General features: G+C 69.0%; 14 protein-coding genes. 10 read left to right on the forward strand and 4 right to left on the reverse strand.

The window, feature by feature from the left end:
- Window positions 1–34: 34 nt before the first annotated feature.
- Window positions 35–1,300 (reverse strand): D-amino acid dehydrogenase, encoded by a 1,266-nt coding sequence (locus ACT535_RS15735; protein ID WP_476365131.1) that lies wholly within the window; start codon window positions 1,298–1,300, stop codon window positions 35–37.
- Window positions 1,301–1,464: 164 nt separating this feature from the next.
- On the opposite strand from ACT535_RS15735, the gene ACT535_RS15740 reads away from it, so the two are divergent.
- The 4 genes from ACT535_RS15740 (at window position 1,465) to ppk2 (ending at window position 4,017) form a co-directional block, all read left to right on the forward strand.
- Window positions 1,465–1,923, forward strand: a complete 459-nt coding sequence (locus tag ACT535_RS15740; RefSeq protein ID WP_168459607.1) for an Lrp/AsnC family transcriptional regulator — start codon at window positions 1,465–1,467, stop codon at window positions 1,921–1,923.
- A 244-nt stretch (window positions 1,924–2,167) separates the two neighbouring features.
- Window positions 2,168–2,407, forward strand: a complete 240-nt coding sequence (locus ACT535_RS15745) for a hypothetical protein (RefSeq protein WP_168459606.1) — start codon at window positions 2,168–2,170, stop codon at window positions 2,405–2,407.
- A 223-nt stretch (window positions 2,408–2,630) separates the two neighbouring features.
- A complete protein-coding gene (locus ACT535_RS15750) occupies window positions 2,631–3,113 on the forward strand; it encodes a hypothetical protein (protein ID WP_168459605.1) in 483 nt (160 codons plus the stop codon).
- 43 nt (window positions 3,114–3,156) lie between these two features.
- Window positions 3,157–4,017, forward strand: coding sequence for a polyphosphate kinase 2 (ppk2, locus tag ACT535_RS15755; protein ID WP_168459604.1), 861 nt, complete (start codon window positions 3,157–3,159; stop codon window positions 4,015–4,017).
- Window positions 4,018–4,080: 63 nt separating this feature from the next.
- Here ppk2 and ACT535_RS15760 read toward each other — a convergent pair whose 3' ends face one another.
- Entirely contained in the window at window positions 4,081–4,323 is a 243-nt protein-coding gene (locus ACT535_RS15760; protein WP_168459603.1) for a hypothetical protein, read from the reverse strand.
- Between the two features lie 567 nt (window positions 4,324–4,890).
- On the opposite strand from ACT535_RS15760, the gene treS reads away from it, so the two are divergent.
- Window positions 4,891–8,094, forward strand: a complete 3,204-nt coding sequence (gene treS / locus ACT535_RS15765) for a maltose alpha-D-glucosyltransferase (RefSeq protein WP_476365132.1) — start codon at window positions 4,891–4,893, stop codon at window positions 8,092–8,094.
- An 85-nt stretch (window positions 8,095–8,179) separates the two neighbouring features.
- The gene (locus tag ACT535_RS15770; protein ID WP_476365133.1) at window positions 8,180–8,563 is read left to right on the forward strand and encodes a hypothetical protein; all 384 of its coding nucleotides are present in this window, start codon (window positions 8,180–8,182) and stop codon (window positions 8,561–8,563) included.
- A gap of 32 nt (window positions 8,564–8,595) precedes the next feature.
- Here the strand turns inward: ACT535_RS15770 and ACT535_RS15775 are convergent, their stop codons facing one another.
- The gene (locus ACT535_RS15775) at window positions 8,596–9,552 is read right to left on the reverse strand and encodes a pirin family protein (RefSeq protein ID WP_476365134.1); all 957 of its coding nucleotides are present in this window, start codon (window positions 9,550–9,552) and stop codon (window positions 8,596–8,598) included.
- Between the two features lie 263 nt (window positions 9,553–9,815).
- Here ACT535_RS15775 and ACT535_RS15780 point away from each other — a divergent pair, with 263 nt between their 5' ends.
- The 4 genes from ACT535_RS15780 (at window position 9,816) to ACT535_RS15795 (ending at window position 12,847) form a co-directional block, all read left to right on the forward strand.
- Window positions 9,816–9,980, forward strand: a complete 165-nt coding sequence (locus ACT535_RS15780) for a Flp family type IVb pilin (protein ID WP_081762738.1) — start codon at window positions 9,816–9,818, stop codon at window positions 9,978–9,980.
- 13 nt (window positions 9,981–9,993) lie between these two features.
- Window positions 9,994–10,479, forward strand: a complete 486-nt coding sequence (locus ACT535_RS15785) for an A24 family peptidase (RefSeq protein ID WP_476365135.1) — start codon at window positions 9,994–9,996, stop codon at window positions 10,477–10,479.
- 126 nt (window positions 10,480–10,605) lie between these two features.
- Window positions 10,606–11,973 carry a leucyl aminopeptidase family protein gene (locus ACT535_RS15790; protein WP_476365136.1) on the forward strand — a complete coding sequence of 456 codons (1,368 nt, stop codon included), beginning with the start codon at window positions 10,606–10,608 and terminating at the stop codon, window positions 11,971–11,973.
- 16 nt (window positions 11,974–11,989) lie between these two features.
- Complete coding sequence (locus tag ACT535_RS15795) at window positions 11,990–12,847, forward strand: C40 family peptidase (protein ID WP_476365137.1); 858 nt, start codon at window positions 11,990–11,992, stop codon at window positions 12,845–12,847.
- Between the two features lie 26 nt (window positions 12,848–12,873).
- On the opposite strand, the gene ACT535_RS15800 is transcribed toward ACT535_RS15795, so the two are convergent.
- On the reverse strand, window positions 12,874–14,502 hold the full coding sequence (locus ACT535_RS15800; RefSeq protein ID WP_476365138.1) for a sensor domain-containing diguanylate cyclase: 1,629 nt from the start codon (window positions 14,500–14,502) through the stop codon (window positions 12,874–12,876).
- Window positions 14,503–14,536: the final 34 nt, after the last annotated feature.

The following is a 14,536-nucleotide window of genomic DNA, read 5'->3' on the forward strand; positions in this document are numbered from 1 at the left end:
CAGGCGCGGCGGCGGCGCAAGGTCTCAGCCGGCCTCAGGCGGCCTCGGCGTAGCGGGCGACGGAGAGGTCGGACGTGTCGATCTCCGGCGCGCGGCCGCCGATGATGTCGGCGAGCACGCGGCCCGAGCCGCAGGCCATGGTCCAGCCCAGCGTGCCGTGGCCGGTGTTGGTGTAGAGATTGGCGAAGCGCGTGGCGCCGACGATGGGCGTGCCGTCCGGCGTCATGGGGCGCAGGCCGGTCCAGAAGGTCGCCTTCTCGATGTCGCCGCCGGCCGGGAAGAGATCGCCCACCGAATAGGCGAGCGTCGCCCGGCGTGGCTCGCGCAGCATGAGGTTGAAGCCGGCGAGTTCCGCCGTCCCGCCCACGCGGATGCGATCGCCGAGGCGGGTGATGGCCACCTTGTAGGTCTCGTCCATCACGGTCGAGCGCGGCGCCGCGTTCGCGTCCACGATGGGGAGGGTCAGGGAATAGCCCTTCACCGGATAGACCGGCAGGCGAATGCCCAGCGGCGCGAGCAAGGCCGGCGTGTAGCTGCCCATGGCGGCCACATAGGCATCGGCGGTCAGCACCTCTCCCCCGGCGAGCGCGACACCCGTGATGCGCCCGCCCTCCTGCCGCAGCGCATCGATGGTGACGCCATGGCGGAACACCACGCCCTGACGCGCGCAGATTTCGGCGAGGCGCTGGGTGAAGAGATGGGCGTCGCCCGTCTCGTCCCCCGGCAGCCGAAGCCCGCCCACGAACTTGCCGCGGACGCGCGCCAGCGCCGGCTCCGCCCGGATGCAGCCGGAGGGGTCGAGCAGATCGTAGGCGACACCGTGGGCATCGAGCACCTCGGTGTCCGTGTGCACATGGTCGAGCTGCTTCTGGGTGCGGAACAGCTGGAGCGTGCCGAGGGTCCGCTCGTCATAGGTGATGCCGGTTTCCTTGCGCAGGTCGTCCAGCGCGTCCCGGCTGAATTCGGCGAGACGCACCATGCGCGCCTTGTTGCGGCGGTAGGCGGCCTCGGTGCAGTTGGCCAGCATGCGGGCCAACCAGAAATGCAGCTTGGGATCAAGGCTCGGCCACACCACCAGCGGGCGATGGTGCATGAGCAGCCACTTGATGGCCTTGACCGGAATGCCCGGCCCGGCCCAGGGCGACGAATAGCCCGGAGAGACCTGCCCCGCATTGGCGAACGAGGTCTCCATGCCGGCCGCCGGCTGGCGGTCCAGCACGACCACCTCGTGGCCGGCCTTGGAGAGATAGTAAGCGGAGGTCGTTCCGACGACGCCGCTGCCGAGAATCAGAATGCGCATGGCCTGCACCCCACGCCGGCCCCGAGGCTTCGCTGGCACGGCCCGGCTTCATTGGTGATGATCCTACGCCGAATGGCGGCGCAGTTGCCGCCGAAGGAGCAAATTTCGTGCCCTTCATGGCCGAATAATTGATAGCTTCTGCGAAAGCGCCGCAGGATCTGCCAATGACCCCGCTTGACGAGTTCGACTCCCACATCGTCCGCATTCTCCGCAGCGACGGCCGCATCTCCAACGCAGACCTGGCCGCGAAAGTGGGCCTGTCACCCTCCGCCTGCCTCCGGCGGGTCCGTCTTCTGGAACGCAGCGGCGTGATCCGCGGCTATGTGGCCATCATCCACGAAGGCGCGCCGGAGGATCGGCTGGTGGTTTTCACCCAGATCACCCTCGACCGCCAGACCGAGGAATTCCTGAACCGCTTCGAGACGGCGGTCTGCCGCTGCCCGGAGATCACCGACTGCCACCTGATGACGGGCCTGGCGGACTATCTGCTGAAGATCGAGGTGAAGAACGCGGGCGATTACGAGCGCCTGCACAAGGAAGTGCTCTCGCGGCTGCCCGGGGTGGCACGGATCCAGTCTTCCTTCGCAATTCGCACCGTCGTCAGCCGCGCGCGAACCGCCTGAAACCTGCTGCGGCATTCGGTCTTTCAGTACCAGCGCCCAAAATTTGATCGCGATCAAGGAATGGGCGCCGACCCCCGCTTAGCGTTTCGGAATTGCGGGGGCTTTCCGGGGTCCGGCCGGGCTGCGACAGGCAGCCCGGCGGGTCCTCCGGCAGCGGCAGCGGGGCATGTCCGGCGTTTCAGGACAGACCTTCGGGAAGGTACCTGCAGAGATTTTCTTGATCCCTTCCAGAGGAGACCATGTGATGAACGCCCTTGCCCAGCCCATCGCGGCGGCCGTCGAAGCTTCCGCCACCGACGACGTGCTGATCCACGTCCGCTTCGCGCCCAACGCGGATATCTTCACCATCGACCGGCTGCCCGAGGGCCGCACCGGCAAGGCGTGGTTCGACCACCTTTATGCGAATGCCTCGTCCTACTATCGGACCTTTGCCAACGGCCGCGGCTTCTTCCGCATCCCGGCTTCCGTCTTCTCGACCCTCTGAGTCGCATCCTTTTCTCGCATCCTCCGGTATCGACCTCCGGGTCGAGACGAGAGGCCGGCGCCAGCTCTCCGGCGCCGGCCTTTTTGTTTGCGAAGCCCGCCACCGCCCGCGCTCCGCAAGCTGTGAACGCGAGCGCTGCTGGAAAGAGTTGATATCGGACAACGACGCCGATTGGCTCATGGGGAAACTGCACGAAGACGGCAGTTCCCAACGGAGACGACCCATGTCCGAGGCAGCGCAGCATAATACCACGCTGGGAGATGAGAGCTTCATGAGCGCGGATGATCTGCGCTCGTACATGCAGGAGATAGAGAAGGCCAAGCTGTCCAAGGAGTTCTCCGCCATGGACCGGGCTGACAAGGCCCGCGCGGAACTCATCAAAACACTGTCCCAGCCGCTCGATCTCACGCCCGAGACGCTGCACGAGATCGCCGAGAGCCTGCAGACGCAGATGCGCGTTGCAGCCCAGAGCGGCCAGACCGAGATCATGGTCATGCGCTTCCCCAACGTGCTGTGCACCGACAAGGGTCGCGCCATCAACAATGCTGAGGAGGGCTGGCCCGACACCCTCACCGGCCGCCCGCGTCAGGCCTACGAACTGTGGCGCGACTACCTCCGGCAGGGCCACTACAAGCTCAAGGCGATGATCGTCGACTGGCCGAACGGCATGCCCGGCGACGTGGGCTTCTTCCTGAGCTGGGCCTGACCAGCCCGGTCCCGACGGCGCGGCTTCACGGGAGGACGCCACAATGGCGCACAAGAAAAAGCACAACAAAAAGCACAAGATAAAGATAATTCCCGCCGTCCCCTCAGCTGCGGACGGCGGCGGCCCTCCCGCCCCGCTCTCGCGCAAGGAATACGAGGCGGAGCTGAAGCACCTGCATGCCGAGCTGGTGAAGCTTCAGCTCTGGGTGAAGCATACCGGGGCCAAGATTTGCATCGTCTTCGAGGGCCGCGACGGCGCCGGAAAGGGCGGCGTCATCAAGGCCATCCTGGAGCGGGTGAGCCCGCGCATCTTCCGCGTGGTGGCGCTGCCGCCGCCCACGGATCGCGAGAAATCGCAGTTGTTCATCCAGCGCTACGTCACGCACCTGCCGGCGGGCGGCGAGATCATCATCTTCGACCGCTCCTGGTATAATCGGGCGGGTGTCGACCGGGTGATGGGCTTCTGCACGGAGGAGCAGGCCAAGAAGTTTCTGGAAAGCGTGCCCTACGTGGAACAGACCATCGTCGAGTCCGGCGTGATCCTTCTGAAATACTGGCTCGAAGTGTCGCCGGAGGAACAGACTCGGCGGATGGAGAGTCGGATCGACGACCCGCGCAAGATCTGGAAGCTCTCGCCGATGGATCTGGAATCCTACGCGCGCTGGTACGATTATTCCCGCGCCCGCGATGCCATGTTCGAGGCGTCCGACACCATGTGGGCGCCGTGGTTCGTGGCCTTCTCCGACGACAAGAAGCGCGCGCGCCTCAACATCATCTCCCACCTGCTCTCGCGCATCCCCTACGAGGACGTGCCGCGCGAGAAGGTCAAGCTGCCCAAGCGCCAGAAGGATCCAGATTACGTGGAGGCGGACTATGCCCGCCACCGCGTGCCGGAGCGGTTCTGAGCTACGTAGACACGGGCTCTCTCGCAGCCGCAGGACGTGCAGCCGCGAGAGAGCTCTCCTTGATCACATCATCCGGCGCTGGGCGTCGGGCGAAAGGCGCATGGCGTCGGCGAAGGTCTCGAACGCCACCCAGGCCCGGCGCTGAAGCTCGGGCAAGCGGGCGGCCTCCATCTGATCCAGCAGCATCTCGGCATGCTCTCCCACGGGATGGGAGCGCACGAAGCCGATGGCATCGTCCAGCGAGCGCAGGACGATGCAGGAGCCATCGACGCAGATTTTGAGCGGGTGGCGGGCGGCATCGAACATGGGCGGTCCTCCGTGTCGGCTGTGGGGCAGCTGGGGCTTCGCGTCAGGTTCTGCCGGCCAACGGCGTTCCGCGCCTCCCGCATATTGGGGAGAGCGGCAAACGCGCGACGCATGACCGGAACGGCGGCAGGCTCCTCTGAGCCCCCACGACCGGAGAAACGTGAATCGGCGCGTATGGTTCCAGCGCGCCGGAAAAATAAATTCAGATGCCATCCTTCATTTTCGGGATGCCGGGCGCGCGCCCTTCGCAGCAAATGGGCCTGCGCCGATATTGCCACGGCAAACTGACGCGCCGGCCGGACGGCATTCCCCCGCATGCCGTCCGGCTGCCCCAATTCTCCCCTGAACTCTCCCTGACAGACCGGAACCGCCACGCTCCAGCCGCGTTAGGCAAGCGTGGCCGCTCGCCCGGCGCGTCCGCCGGAGCGGCGACGTATCGGCCGGGCCGCGCCGCCCGCCCTTCCACGACGGTTCAAGGGAGCACCGTGCCTTTCTGCCCCGCCCCGATCTCGTCCGCCCCCGCCGCCCCGCGCGGCGCAAAGTCCTCCGGAACCGGGAGCCTCGGCCATGCCTGAGCCCGTCACCGCCGGCGACAATCCTCTGTGGTACAAGGACGCCATCATCTATCAGCTGCATGTGAAGTCGTTCTTCGACGCCAATGACGACGGCATCGGCGACTTCCGCGGGCTGATCTCCAAGCTCGACTATATCGCCGAACTCGGCGCCACCGCCGTCTGGCTCCTGCCCTTCTATCCTTCGCCGCGGCGGGACGACGGATACGATATCGCGCTCTATGAAGGCGTGTCGCCGGACTACGGCACCATGGACGAGGCGCGGCGCTTCATCGCCGAGGCCCATGCCCGCGGGCTGCGCGTCATCACCGAGCTGGTGATCAACCACACGTCCGACCAGCATCCCTGGTTCCAGGCCGCGCGGCGCGCGCCGAAGGGCAGCCCGGAGCGCAACCTCTATGTCTGGGCGGATGACGACAAGGGCTATCCCGGCGTGCCCATCGTGTTCTGCGACGTGGAGAAATCCAACTGGAGCTGGGACGAGGTGGCGGGCCAGTTCTACTGGCACCGCTTCTACGCCCACCAGCCGGACCTCAATTTCGACAATCCCGAGGTGCTTGAGCGCGTCCTCTCCGTCATGCGCTTCTGGCTGGACATGGGCGTGGATGGGCTCAGGCTCGATGCCGTCCCCTATCTGGTGGAGCGCGAGGGCACCGACTGCGCCAATCTGCCGGAAACCCACGCCATCCTGAAGAAGATCCGCGCCCATCTCGACGCGCACTACACCGGCCGGATGCTGCTCGCCGAGGCCAATCTCTGGCCGGAGGACACCCAGCAATATTTCGGCCCGAACGCCGACGAATGCCACATGGCGTTCCACTTCCCGCTAATGCCGCGCATGTACATGGCCATCGCCAAGGAGGACCGCTTCCCGGTCACCGACATCCTGCGCCAGACGCCGGCCATCCCGCCGACGTGCCAGTGGGCCATCTTCCTGCGCAACCACGACGAGCTGACGCTGGAGACCGTCACCGACGCGGAGCGGGACTATCTGTGGAGCATCTACGCCTCCGACCGCCGCGCCCGCATCAACCTCGGCATCCGCCGCCGCCTCGCCCCCCTGCTGGAGCGGGACCGCCGGCGCGTCGAGCTGATGAACTCGCTGCTGCTCACCCTCCCGGGAACGCCCGTCATCTACTACGGCGACGAGATCGGCATGGGCGACAACATCCACCTGGGCGACCGTGACGGCGTGCGCACGCCCATGCAATGGTCGCCGGACCGCAACGGCGGCTTCTCCAGGGCTGATCCGGAAAAGCTGGTGCTGCCGGTGATCCAGGATCCGCTCTACGGTTTCCCGGCGGTGAATGTGGAAGCGCAGTCGCGCGATGCGCATTCCATGCTGAACTGGACGCGCCGGTTCCTCGCCGTGCGCAAGGAGCATCTGGCCTTCGGGCGCGGCACCTTCCGCATGGTGTTCCCGCGCAACCGGCGCATCCTCGCCTATCTGCGCGAATATGAGGACGAAGCGGTGCTGTGCGTCGCCAACCTCGCCCACACCTTGCAGGGTGTGGAGCTGGACCTCGCCGAGTTCGAGCGGCGCGTGCCAGTGGACCTCGTCAGCGGCACCAGCCTGCCGGCGCTGGACCGTGCGCCACTCGTGCTCACCCTACCGCCCTACGGCTTCTACGCCTTCCGCCTCTCCACCACGGCGGCAGAACCCGCGTGGCGCGATCCGGCGCCGGAAATGCTGCCGGAGTTCGCGACCCTCGTGGTGCGGGATGGGCTGATGGGCGCCCTCTCCGACGCCCATCGCGCGGTCATCGAGACCGAGGCGCTGCCGCAATATCTGGCGCGGCGGCGCTGGTTTCCCGGCACGGCCAGGGACATCGGCGCGGTGCGCATCGGCTGGGTGATGCGCCTGCCGGGCACCGAGCGGGAGGTGGCCATGGCGGAGATCGAGGCCGATCTCGCCGGGCGCACCGAACGCTTCCTCATGTCCTTCTGTGTGGCGTGGGAGGACCAGCATCCCCCCGCCATTGCCGAGCAACTGGCCCTGACCCGCGTGCGGCAGGGCCGGCGCGTCGGCTTCCTCACCGATGCCATGGTACTGGACGGGCTGCCCGCCGGCGTGCTGCGCGCGCTGCGGCAGGCCGAGCCCGTGCCTCTGCCCGATGGCGGGGCGCTCGTCTTCTCCCCCACCGACCGGCTCGCCGGGCTCGACGTGGAACGCGGGGCGCTGTGCGAACTCGCCGACGCGGATGAGCCAGCCGCGAGCCTCGTCGTCACCGACAGGGTCGCGGTCAAGCTCTTCCGCCACATGGAGTTCGGCCGCACCGGCGAGATGGAGATGGCGCGCCACCTTACCGCCCTCGACTTCCCGCACGTGCCGCCGCTGATCGGTGCTGTTACCCGCACCCGGCCGGAAGGCGGTTCGGCGCAGGTGGCGCTCGCCTATGGGTTCGTGCGCAACCAGGGCAATGCCGCCGGCTGGACCATGGCGCAGGTGCAGCGTGCCCTCGATGCCGCCGCGCTGCCGGACGGCGGCCACCCGCATTTCGAGGAAGAGGTCGCCGGCGTGCTCCGGCTGCTGCGGAGCAGCGCCCGGCATCTTGCCGAACTCCATGTCGCCCTATCGGGCCCGTCCGGCGATCCGGCCTTCGCGCCGGGGGTTGCCGGCGCGGATGAGATCGAAGGCTGGCTCCACCAGGCCTTGGACGCCCTGCGCAGGACACCGGATGCGCTCGCCGGCATCGATGGCGAAGGGCTCGGAGCCATGATGCAGGCACGCATCGCCGACGCCCTTGGCGGCACCTCTCTTCCGGTGATCCGGATCCACGGCCGCTTCGATCTCGATCACCTGCTGGTGTCGGGCAGCGATGCGGTCATCACCGGCGCGCAGGGCGGGCGGGAGAGCGCATGGCGCGATGTGGCCGAACTGCTCGCGTCGCTGGAACAGACCCTCGCGCGCGTTTCCGCCGGAGAGGCCGGCGTCGCCCGCGATGCGCCGGAACTGAGGGCTGATTTGCTTTCGGCCTTCCGCGCCCGCGCCGAACGCGCCGTGCTCGCCGCCTACATGGAAGGCGCGCCCGATGGCGGCAGGGGGCGGCCGCTGCTCGACGTCTTTCTCATGGAGGCCCTCGCGCGGCGGCTCGAGGCGGGCCCGGACACGCGGCCGGGCGTGCGGCGGGAGATCGCCGCCGGGCTCGCGCGTGTCACCACCCGACTGGTGCGGCAGGAAGCGCCGCTCGACGCGTGAGAAGGAGCCACGGGCTTAAAGGGGCCGACGCTAGGGGAACGGGCCGGCCCGGCCGCTCGTTGATTGCGCAGAGGAGACCGCTGCCATGAATCCCACTGCCTCCACCAACGCCCCCCGCACCGCACCGCTCGACGAACGGCTCGACGAGGCGCTGGAGGATTCCTTCCCCGCCAGCGATCCACCGGCCGTGACCCGCGCGCCGAAAGCCGACGGCGAGCCCAGAGACGAGGCTCGACAGCAAAAGGAGCAACTCTCCGACGAACTTGACGAAGCTTTGGAAGACTCCTTCCCCGCCAGCGACCCGCCCTCCCTCACCCGCGCGCCGAAGCCCGAGGGCGATCCGGCGGCGGACGCACGGGACGAGAGCGCCAGCGCAAAGAAGCAGGCTTCAAGGAAGCTCGATGAAGCGCTGGAGGAAACCTTCCCGGCCAGCGATCCTCCGGCACTGGTGCAGCCCGGCAACGGGTGAGCGATCCGACGCGCGGCTTGGTCCGTGCCCCTTCAGCCCCGTGGGCTCTGGGGGCGCGGCCGGCCGGCACCGTCGTCCGGGGCCGGGATGAATTCGTCGTGATCCATGGGGATCAGGTCGAACCGCCCCTCCCGCCACGCCGCCTTGGCCGCATCCAGCCGGTCAAGGCTCGAGGACACGAAATTCCACCAGATGTAGCGCGGCCCCTCCAGAGGCTCGCCGCCCACCAGCATCAGCCGCGCGGGGGTCCGCGCCCGCACGGAGGTGGCAACGCCGCGCCGGATCACCAGCATCTGGCCGGGCGGAAATGCGGTGCCGTCCACCTCCACCTCGCCCTCCAGCGTGAACAAGGCGCGGTCCTCATGGGTGGGATCAACAGGCGCATGCGCGCCAGCCGCCAGTTGGATTTCCACATAGGTCGCGGGCGAAGCAAGCGCGACAGGCGAGGTCGCGCCGAAGGCGCTGCCGAGAATCACCCGCGCCTTGACCCCGCCGTCCGCCACCACCGGCAGCGCCTCGCTGTCTGCATGGAGAAAGTCCGGGGTGGTTTCCTCCAGCGCCTTCGGCAGCGCGATCCAGCTCTGGATGCCGAACAACGGCCCGCCGCGCGCCTTGACCGCGGCGTCGTGCCGCTCGGAATGGACGATGCCGCGGCCGGCGGTCATCAAATTCACCGCGCCCGGCTCGATCACCCGTTCGGAGCCGAGGCTGTCGCGGTGAATCATGCTGCCTTCGAACAAATAGGTCACGGTGGCGAGCCCGATATGCGGATGCGGGCGCACATCCTGCGCCTGCGCGGCCGAGAACCGCACCGGCCCCATCCGGTCGAAGAAGATGAAGGGGCCGATCATCTGGCCCTGCACGGAGGGCAGCACACGAGCCACCTCCATGCCGCCGATGTCGTGGGCGCGCGGGACGATGACGGTCTCGACGGCCGCGCAGCTTGCGGCATCGCCGGGGACGGGATCGGGGGACGGGGAGAAGCTCATGAGGCGAGAGTGCCGGCCTCGGGCGCCGCCGTCAAAGGGCGGTCTGCCACCCGGCGTCAAAGGCGCGCGAGCGGAACCGTTAACCTTTCGCGCAGCCAGCACGCGCCGCGGGCCTTCCCGGCCGCCGTTTTTTACTTCCCCGCAAGGGGCCGGCCCTAGCGTCGGCTCAGCCCCGGCATCCCCGTCGCGGCATCCAAGCCGCGGCATCCTCGTCGCGGCGCACTTTGCGGCGCACACGCGCCGCAACTGACCGGATCTGAGCCATGAAGCTTCTGTTCTCGCGCTTCATCAAGGAAGAGGACGGCTCCACCGCCCTCGAATACGGCCTCATCGCCGCCGGCCTCTCCATCGCCATCGTCACGGTGCTGGTGCAGATCGCCTCCACCTTCGCCCGGCTTCAGGCCTCCTCGGCCGCCGCCGGGAACTGACCGCACGATGGGGATGGGCCACATCAGGATCGCCGAGCTTCTGCTGCTCGGCCTCTATCCGGCATTGCTGTGCGCGTCGATCGGCGCGGACCTCGCCCGCCGGATCATCCCCAATGCCGTGGTGATCTGCCTGATCGCGGCCTTCGCCGCCGTCACTGTGCTCATCCCCGTTCCCGACCTGCTCTTCCGGCTCGCCGCCGCCGGCGCCGTGACGGCGCTGGGGTTCTCCCTGTTCGCCGAGGACATCATCGGCGCGGGCGACGCCAAGCTGGCCGGCGCCATCGTGCTGTGGGTGGATCCGCTGCACCTGCCCCTGTTCGTGCTCGCCACCGGGACCATTGGCGCCCTGCTCGGCATCGCCGCCGCGGCGCGCCATCGCCTTGCGGGTGCGGCCGGCGCCGAACTGCCCGAGCGGCACCGCACCAGCCTGCCCTATGGCGTGGCGCTCGCGGGCGCTGGCCTCATCATCCATCCCCTGTCCAGCCTGCTGCATCCCTGACATCCGCTTGCGCAGGGCCGGGTCTCTTGCAGGCGACCGCGGGGCGGACCACCATGCGCCGTCTGCGCGGCGCCGCATGGCGGAACCATTGCCTGTCCCCCCGGCGCGGCGCGAGGAGTTCCGTTGATGATCGACTGCTTTGCCCCGTCGTCCGCCGTCAGCCTGCCCGTCTGGTGCGTCACCAAGGACACCTTCGCCACAGCTCCCATTCCCGAGACCGCGCGCCGCTTCGCGGAAGCGGCCGGCTTCTCCGCCGCCGCCGGCAAGCTGCTGCTGCTCCCGAACGCCGATGGCGGGCTGGCCGGCGCCCTGTTCGGCATCGCCCCCGCCCCGAAGTCCGACGCCTTCGCCACCGGCGCCCTGCCCGGCCTGCTGCCTGAAGGCACGTGGCGGCTGGAAGGAGAGGTGCCGAGCCCCCGCCTCGCCGCCCTCGCCTTCGCGCTCGGCACCTACCGATTCTCGGCCTATCGCAGCGCCAAGGCCCCCAAGGTTCAGCTCGTGGTGCCGGAGGGGGTGGACGCCGCCCAGCTCCGCCGCACGGTGGAGGCGGTGGCCCTCACCCGCGATCTCGTCAACACCCCGGCCAATGACCTCGGCCCGGCCGAGCTGGAGGATGCGGCCCGCAGCCTTGCCGCCCGCCACGGCGCGCGCTTCCGCTCCATCGTCGGCGACGCGTTGCTGGCGCAGAATTTCCCTTTGATCCACGCAGTGGGCCTTGCCGCCGCCCGCGCCCCACGCCTCATCGAGATCCGCGCCGGCGATCCCAGCCACCCGAAGGTGACGCTGGTGGGCAAGGGCGTCTGCTTCGACACCGGCGGGCTCGATCTGAAGCCCTCCTCGGCCATGCTGCTGATGAAGAAGGATATGGGCGGCGCCGCCAACGCGCTGGGCCTTGCCCACATGCTGCTGTCGCGCGGCGCGAAGGTGAACCTTCGCGTGCTGATCCCGGCGGTGGAGAATTCCGTCTCCGGCGTCGCCTTCCGCCCCGGCGACGTGCTGCGGAGCCGCAAGGGCATCTCGGTGGAGATCGGCAATACCGACGCCGAGGGCCGTCTCGTTCTGGCCGACGCCCTCGCCCTCGCCGACGAGGAGGCGCCCGACCTCGTGATCGACTTCGCCACCCTCACCGGTGCTGCCCGCGTCGCCCTCGGCCCGCAGCTTCCGGCTGCCTTCACCGATGACGAGGACTTCGCCGCCGACCTTTCCCGGCACGCCATGGTGGAGGCTGACCCGCTGTGGCGCCTGCCCCTGTGGGCGCCCTATGCGGGGATGCTCGATTCGAAGGTGGCGGACATCAACAACGTCTCGTCCGGCGGTTTCGCCGGCGCCATCACCGCCGCCTTGTTCCTCGCCAAGTTCGTCGAGCAGGCCCGGTCCCATCTCCACCTCGACCTTTTCGCCTGGAACCCCAGCAGCCGGCCGGGCCGTCCCGAGGGCGGCGAGGCGCAGACCATCCGGGCGCTTGACGCGCTCATCGCCGAGCGGTTCGGCTGAGGAGAGGGGCTGAGCCATGGCCTTCTCCTTGCCTCCGGGCCTCGACGCCCGGCTGACCCCCGCCCGCGCCGACCTCGCCGCCTCAAGCCTCAAAGGGCTGGTGGATGTGCCCCGCTTCGTGGAAGGCGAGATGCGGCGGGTGGCCGTGCCCGTCGCCCCCGTGCGCCGCCGGCCGGCGAGCGACGCTCCGCTGGAGACCGAGGCTCTGTTCGGCGAACGGGTGCGCCTGTTCGAGGAAGACGCCGAAGGCTGGGCCTGGGTGCAGCTGGAGGCGGACAATTACGTGGGCTACATGCCCGCCGAAGCCCTCGCGCCCGAGGGTTCGGCGCCCGCCCACAAGGTGTCGGCGCTCAGGACCTTCCTGTTTCCCGGGCCGGACATCAAGCTGCCGCCCCGCGACGCGCTGGTGTTCGGTAGCCGCGTGGTGGTGCGCTCCATCTCGGGCGGCTTCGCCCTGACGACGGACGGCTGCCTGCCGGCCGTCCATGTCGTGCCCGCGGACGAGCGCGAGGGCGATTTCGTCACGGTGGCCGCCCGCTTCCTCGGCGTGCCCTATCTGTGGGGTGGCCGCTCCAGCCTCGGCATCGACTGCTCGGGCCTGGTGCAGACCGCGCTAGCCGCCACCGGTGTCCGGGCTCCGCGCGACAGCGACATGCAGGAAAAGGCCATCGGCACGGCGATTCCGCTCGATGCGCCCGTCAAACGCGGCGACCTCCTGTTCTGGCCGGGGCACGTGGGTATCGCTGAGGACGCGGAAACGCTGCTGCATGCCAACGCCTTCCACATGGCGGTGGCCCGGGAGCCCCTGGCCGGCGCGCTGGAGCGCATCAAGGCCGCGGGCCTCGACCTCAGGACCATCCGCCGGCCGGGCTGAAGGCTCCCGCATCGGCCATCCGCGCATCAACCGTGGGCGATCACCCGGTCGCGGCCGGCGCGTTTCGCCTCGTAGAGCGCTGCATCTGCGGCGGCGATTAGAGCGTCCGGGCTCCCCTCCGCCGTCGGCACCACCGAGGCGACGCCGAAGCTGGCCGTCACCCGCCGCCGCGGGGCGGCGGGATGCTCGATGGCGATTTCGGCGAGGAGACGCCGCACGTCCTCCGCGAAGGAGACGCCGGCGACAACGTCGGCGCCCGACATGAGCACGACGAACTCCTCGCCGCCATAGCGCGCCACGAGATGCGAGGTGCCGGCCGCCGCCGCCGACAGCATCCGCGATACCGCCCGCAGCGCCTCATCCCCCTGGAGGTGGCCGCGGGTATCGTTGAAAGCCTTGAAGTGGTCCACGTCCAGCATCACCAGCGTCAGCGGCATCCCCTCGCCGCGCGCCCGCACCCAATCCTGCGAGAACTGCACGTCGAAGGTGCGGCGGTTGGCGAGGCCGGTGAGTCCATCCGTCCGCGCCAGCGAGGCGAGGCGCCCGTTCATGGTCCGCAGTTCGTTGTTGCGCTGGGACAGGCGCCGCGCCATCTCGTTGAAGGCGTTGACCAGGGGGGCAAATTCCGCGACGCCCATGTCCTTCACATGGTCCGCCTCGCCGCGCCCCACCGCCGCGACAGCCCGCGTGAGGCGGGCGATGGGCGCGATCACGATCCGCTCCTCCGCAACCCAGGCAAGCAGCAGGAAACAGGCCAGCGCGACGAAATACGCCAGCGCCGTCGAGCGGACCTTGCTGTCGATCGGCCCCACCGCCTTCGACGTCTCGATACCCACGGCGATGCTGATGGGCAGGGGCCCGAAGCTTTCGAACGCGAAGATCCGCTCCTTGCCGTCGTAGCCGGGCACCCTGACGATGCCAGCGGCTTCCCCTCTCACCGCGCGCGTCAGGGGGTGATCGGGAAAGCTGTGCTCGACGATGTCCGGCATGGTTGGGTAGCGCACCAGCACGGTACCGTTGATGCCGATGAGATCGACCACCACGCCCAGTTCCACGGCGCTTCCGGCCGCGATCCGCGACAGCCATTGGAGGTCGAGCACAACGCCGGTCACGGCACGCACCGCGCCGCCGGGCCCGCGCTCCGCCCGCATCAGAAAGACCGAATTGCGCCCGCTGACCCGCGAGACGAACATCCCGGTCATCATTGACCCCTCCGAGGCGATGGCCTCCTGGAAATAGTCCCGCTCGGCGATGTTCACGCCGAGCGCGAGGGGGGCGTGGGCGCAACGGACGATGCCCGCCGCATCGGCGACGAAGACGCCCTGGATGCCGGCAACCTCGTCCGCGAGCCGCGAGACGTAGCGGTTGCAGGCGGTCGGGTCCTCCATCAGCCGCTCGGCCGTGCGGGATACGACTTCCAGTGTGGTCAGCGCCCGGGCGATGCCTTCAAGCTGCGCCAGCTTGGCACTGCGGGCGAAGCCTCGCACGTCCTCCTCGAGCGCGGCGACCTGATCCTGGCGCTCGGCCATCAGGGCAAGCATCCGCTCGACCGACAGGGGTACGGCAACGAGGCAGACCAGGAACAGCACGCGCAGACGCAGGCTCGAACGCCGCCCGGGCGCGGCGCCGCCGTCTCCCCCGATACGCTCGACCATGCCGGCCCGCCCCCCTGCCGCTCGGGAACTTGAG

This window comes from Xanthobacter sp. DMC12 (assembly GCF_056314105.1).

Excerpts from the sequence above, each read along its gene's own strand:
- ACT535_RS15795 (WP_476365137.1), top strand. The coding sequence starts at position 11,990 with ATGGCCTTCTCCTTGCCTCCGGGCCTCGACGCCCGGCTGACCCCCGCC.
- ACT535_RS15760 (WP_168459603.1), bottom strand. The coding sequence starts at position 4,323 with ATGTTCGATGCCGCCCGCCACCCGCTCAAAATCTGCGTCGATGGCTCC.
- ACT535_RS15750 (WP_168459605.1), top strand. The coding sequence starts at position 2,631 with ATGTCCGAGGCAGCGCAGCATAATACCACGCTGGGAGATGAGAGCTTC.
- ACT535_RS15775 (WP_476365134.1), bottom strand. The coding sequence starts at position 9,552 with ATGAGCTTCTCCCCGTCCCCCGATCCCGTCCCCGGCGATGCCGCAAGC.
- ACT535_RS15770 (WP_476365133.1), top strand. The coding sequence starts at position 8,180 with ATGAATCCCACTGCCTCCACCAACGCCCCCCGCACCGCACCGCTCGAC.
- ACT535_RS15800 (WP_476365138.1), bottom strand. The coding sequence starts at position 14,502 with ATGGTCGAGCGTATCGGGGGAGACGGCGGCGCCGCGCCCGGGCGGCGT.
- ACT535_RS15785 (WP_476365135.1), top strand. The coding sequence starts at position 9,994 with ATGGGCCACATCAGGATCGCCGAGCTTCTGCTGCTCGGCCTCTATCCG.
- ACT535_RS15740 (WP_168459607.1), top strand. The coding sequence starts at position 1,465 with ATGACCCCGCTTGACGAGTTCGACTCCCACATCGTCCGCATTCTCCGC.
- ACT535_RS15780 (WP_081762738.1), top strand. The coding sequence starts at position 9,816 with ATGAAGCTTCTGTTCTCGCGCTTCATCAAGGAAGAGGACGGCTCCACC.
- ACT535_RS15790 (WP_476365136.1), top strand. The coding sequence starts at position 10,606 with ATGATCGACTGCTTTGCCCCGTCGTCCGCCGTCAGCCTGCCCGTCTGG.
- ACT535_RS15735 (WP_476365131.1), bottom strand. The coding sequence starts at position 1,300 with ATGCGCATTCTGATTCTCGGCAGCGGCGTCGTCGGAACGACCTCCGCT.
- treS (WP_476365132.1), top strand. The coding sequence starts at position 4,891 with ATGCCTGAGCCCGTCACCGCCGGCGACAATCCTCTGTGGTACAAGGAC.
- ACT535_RS15745 (WP_168459606.1), top strand. The coding sequence starts at position 2,168 with ATGAACGCCCTTGCCCAGCCCATCGCGGCGGCCGTCGAAGCTTCCGCC.
- ppk2 (WP_168459604.1), top strand. The coding sequence starts at position 3,157 with ATGGCGCACAAGAAAAAGCACAACAAAAAGCACAAGATAAAGATAATT.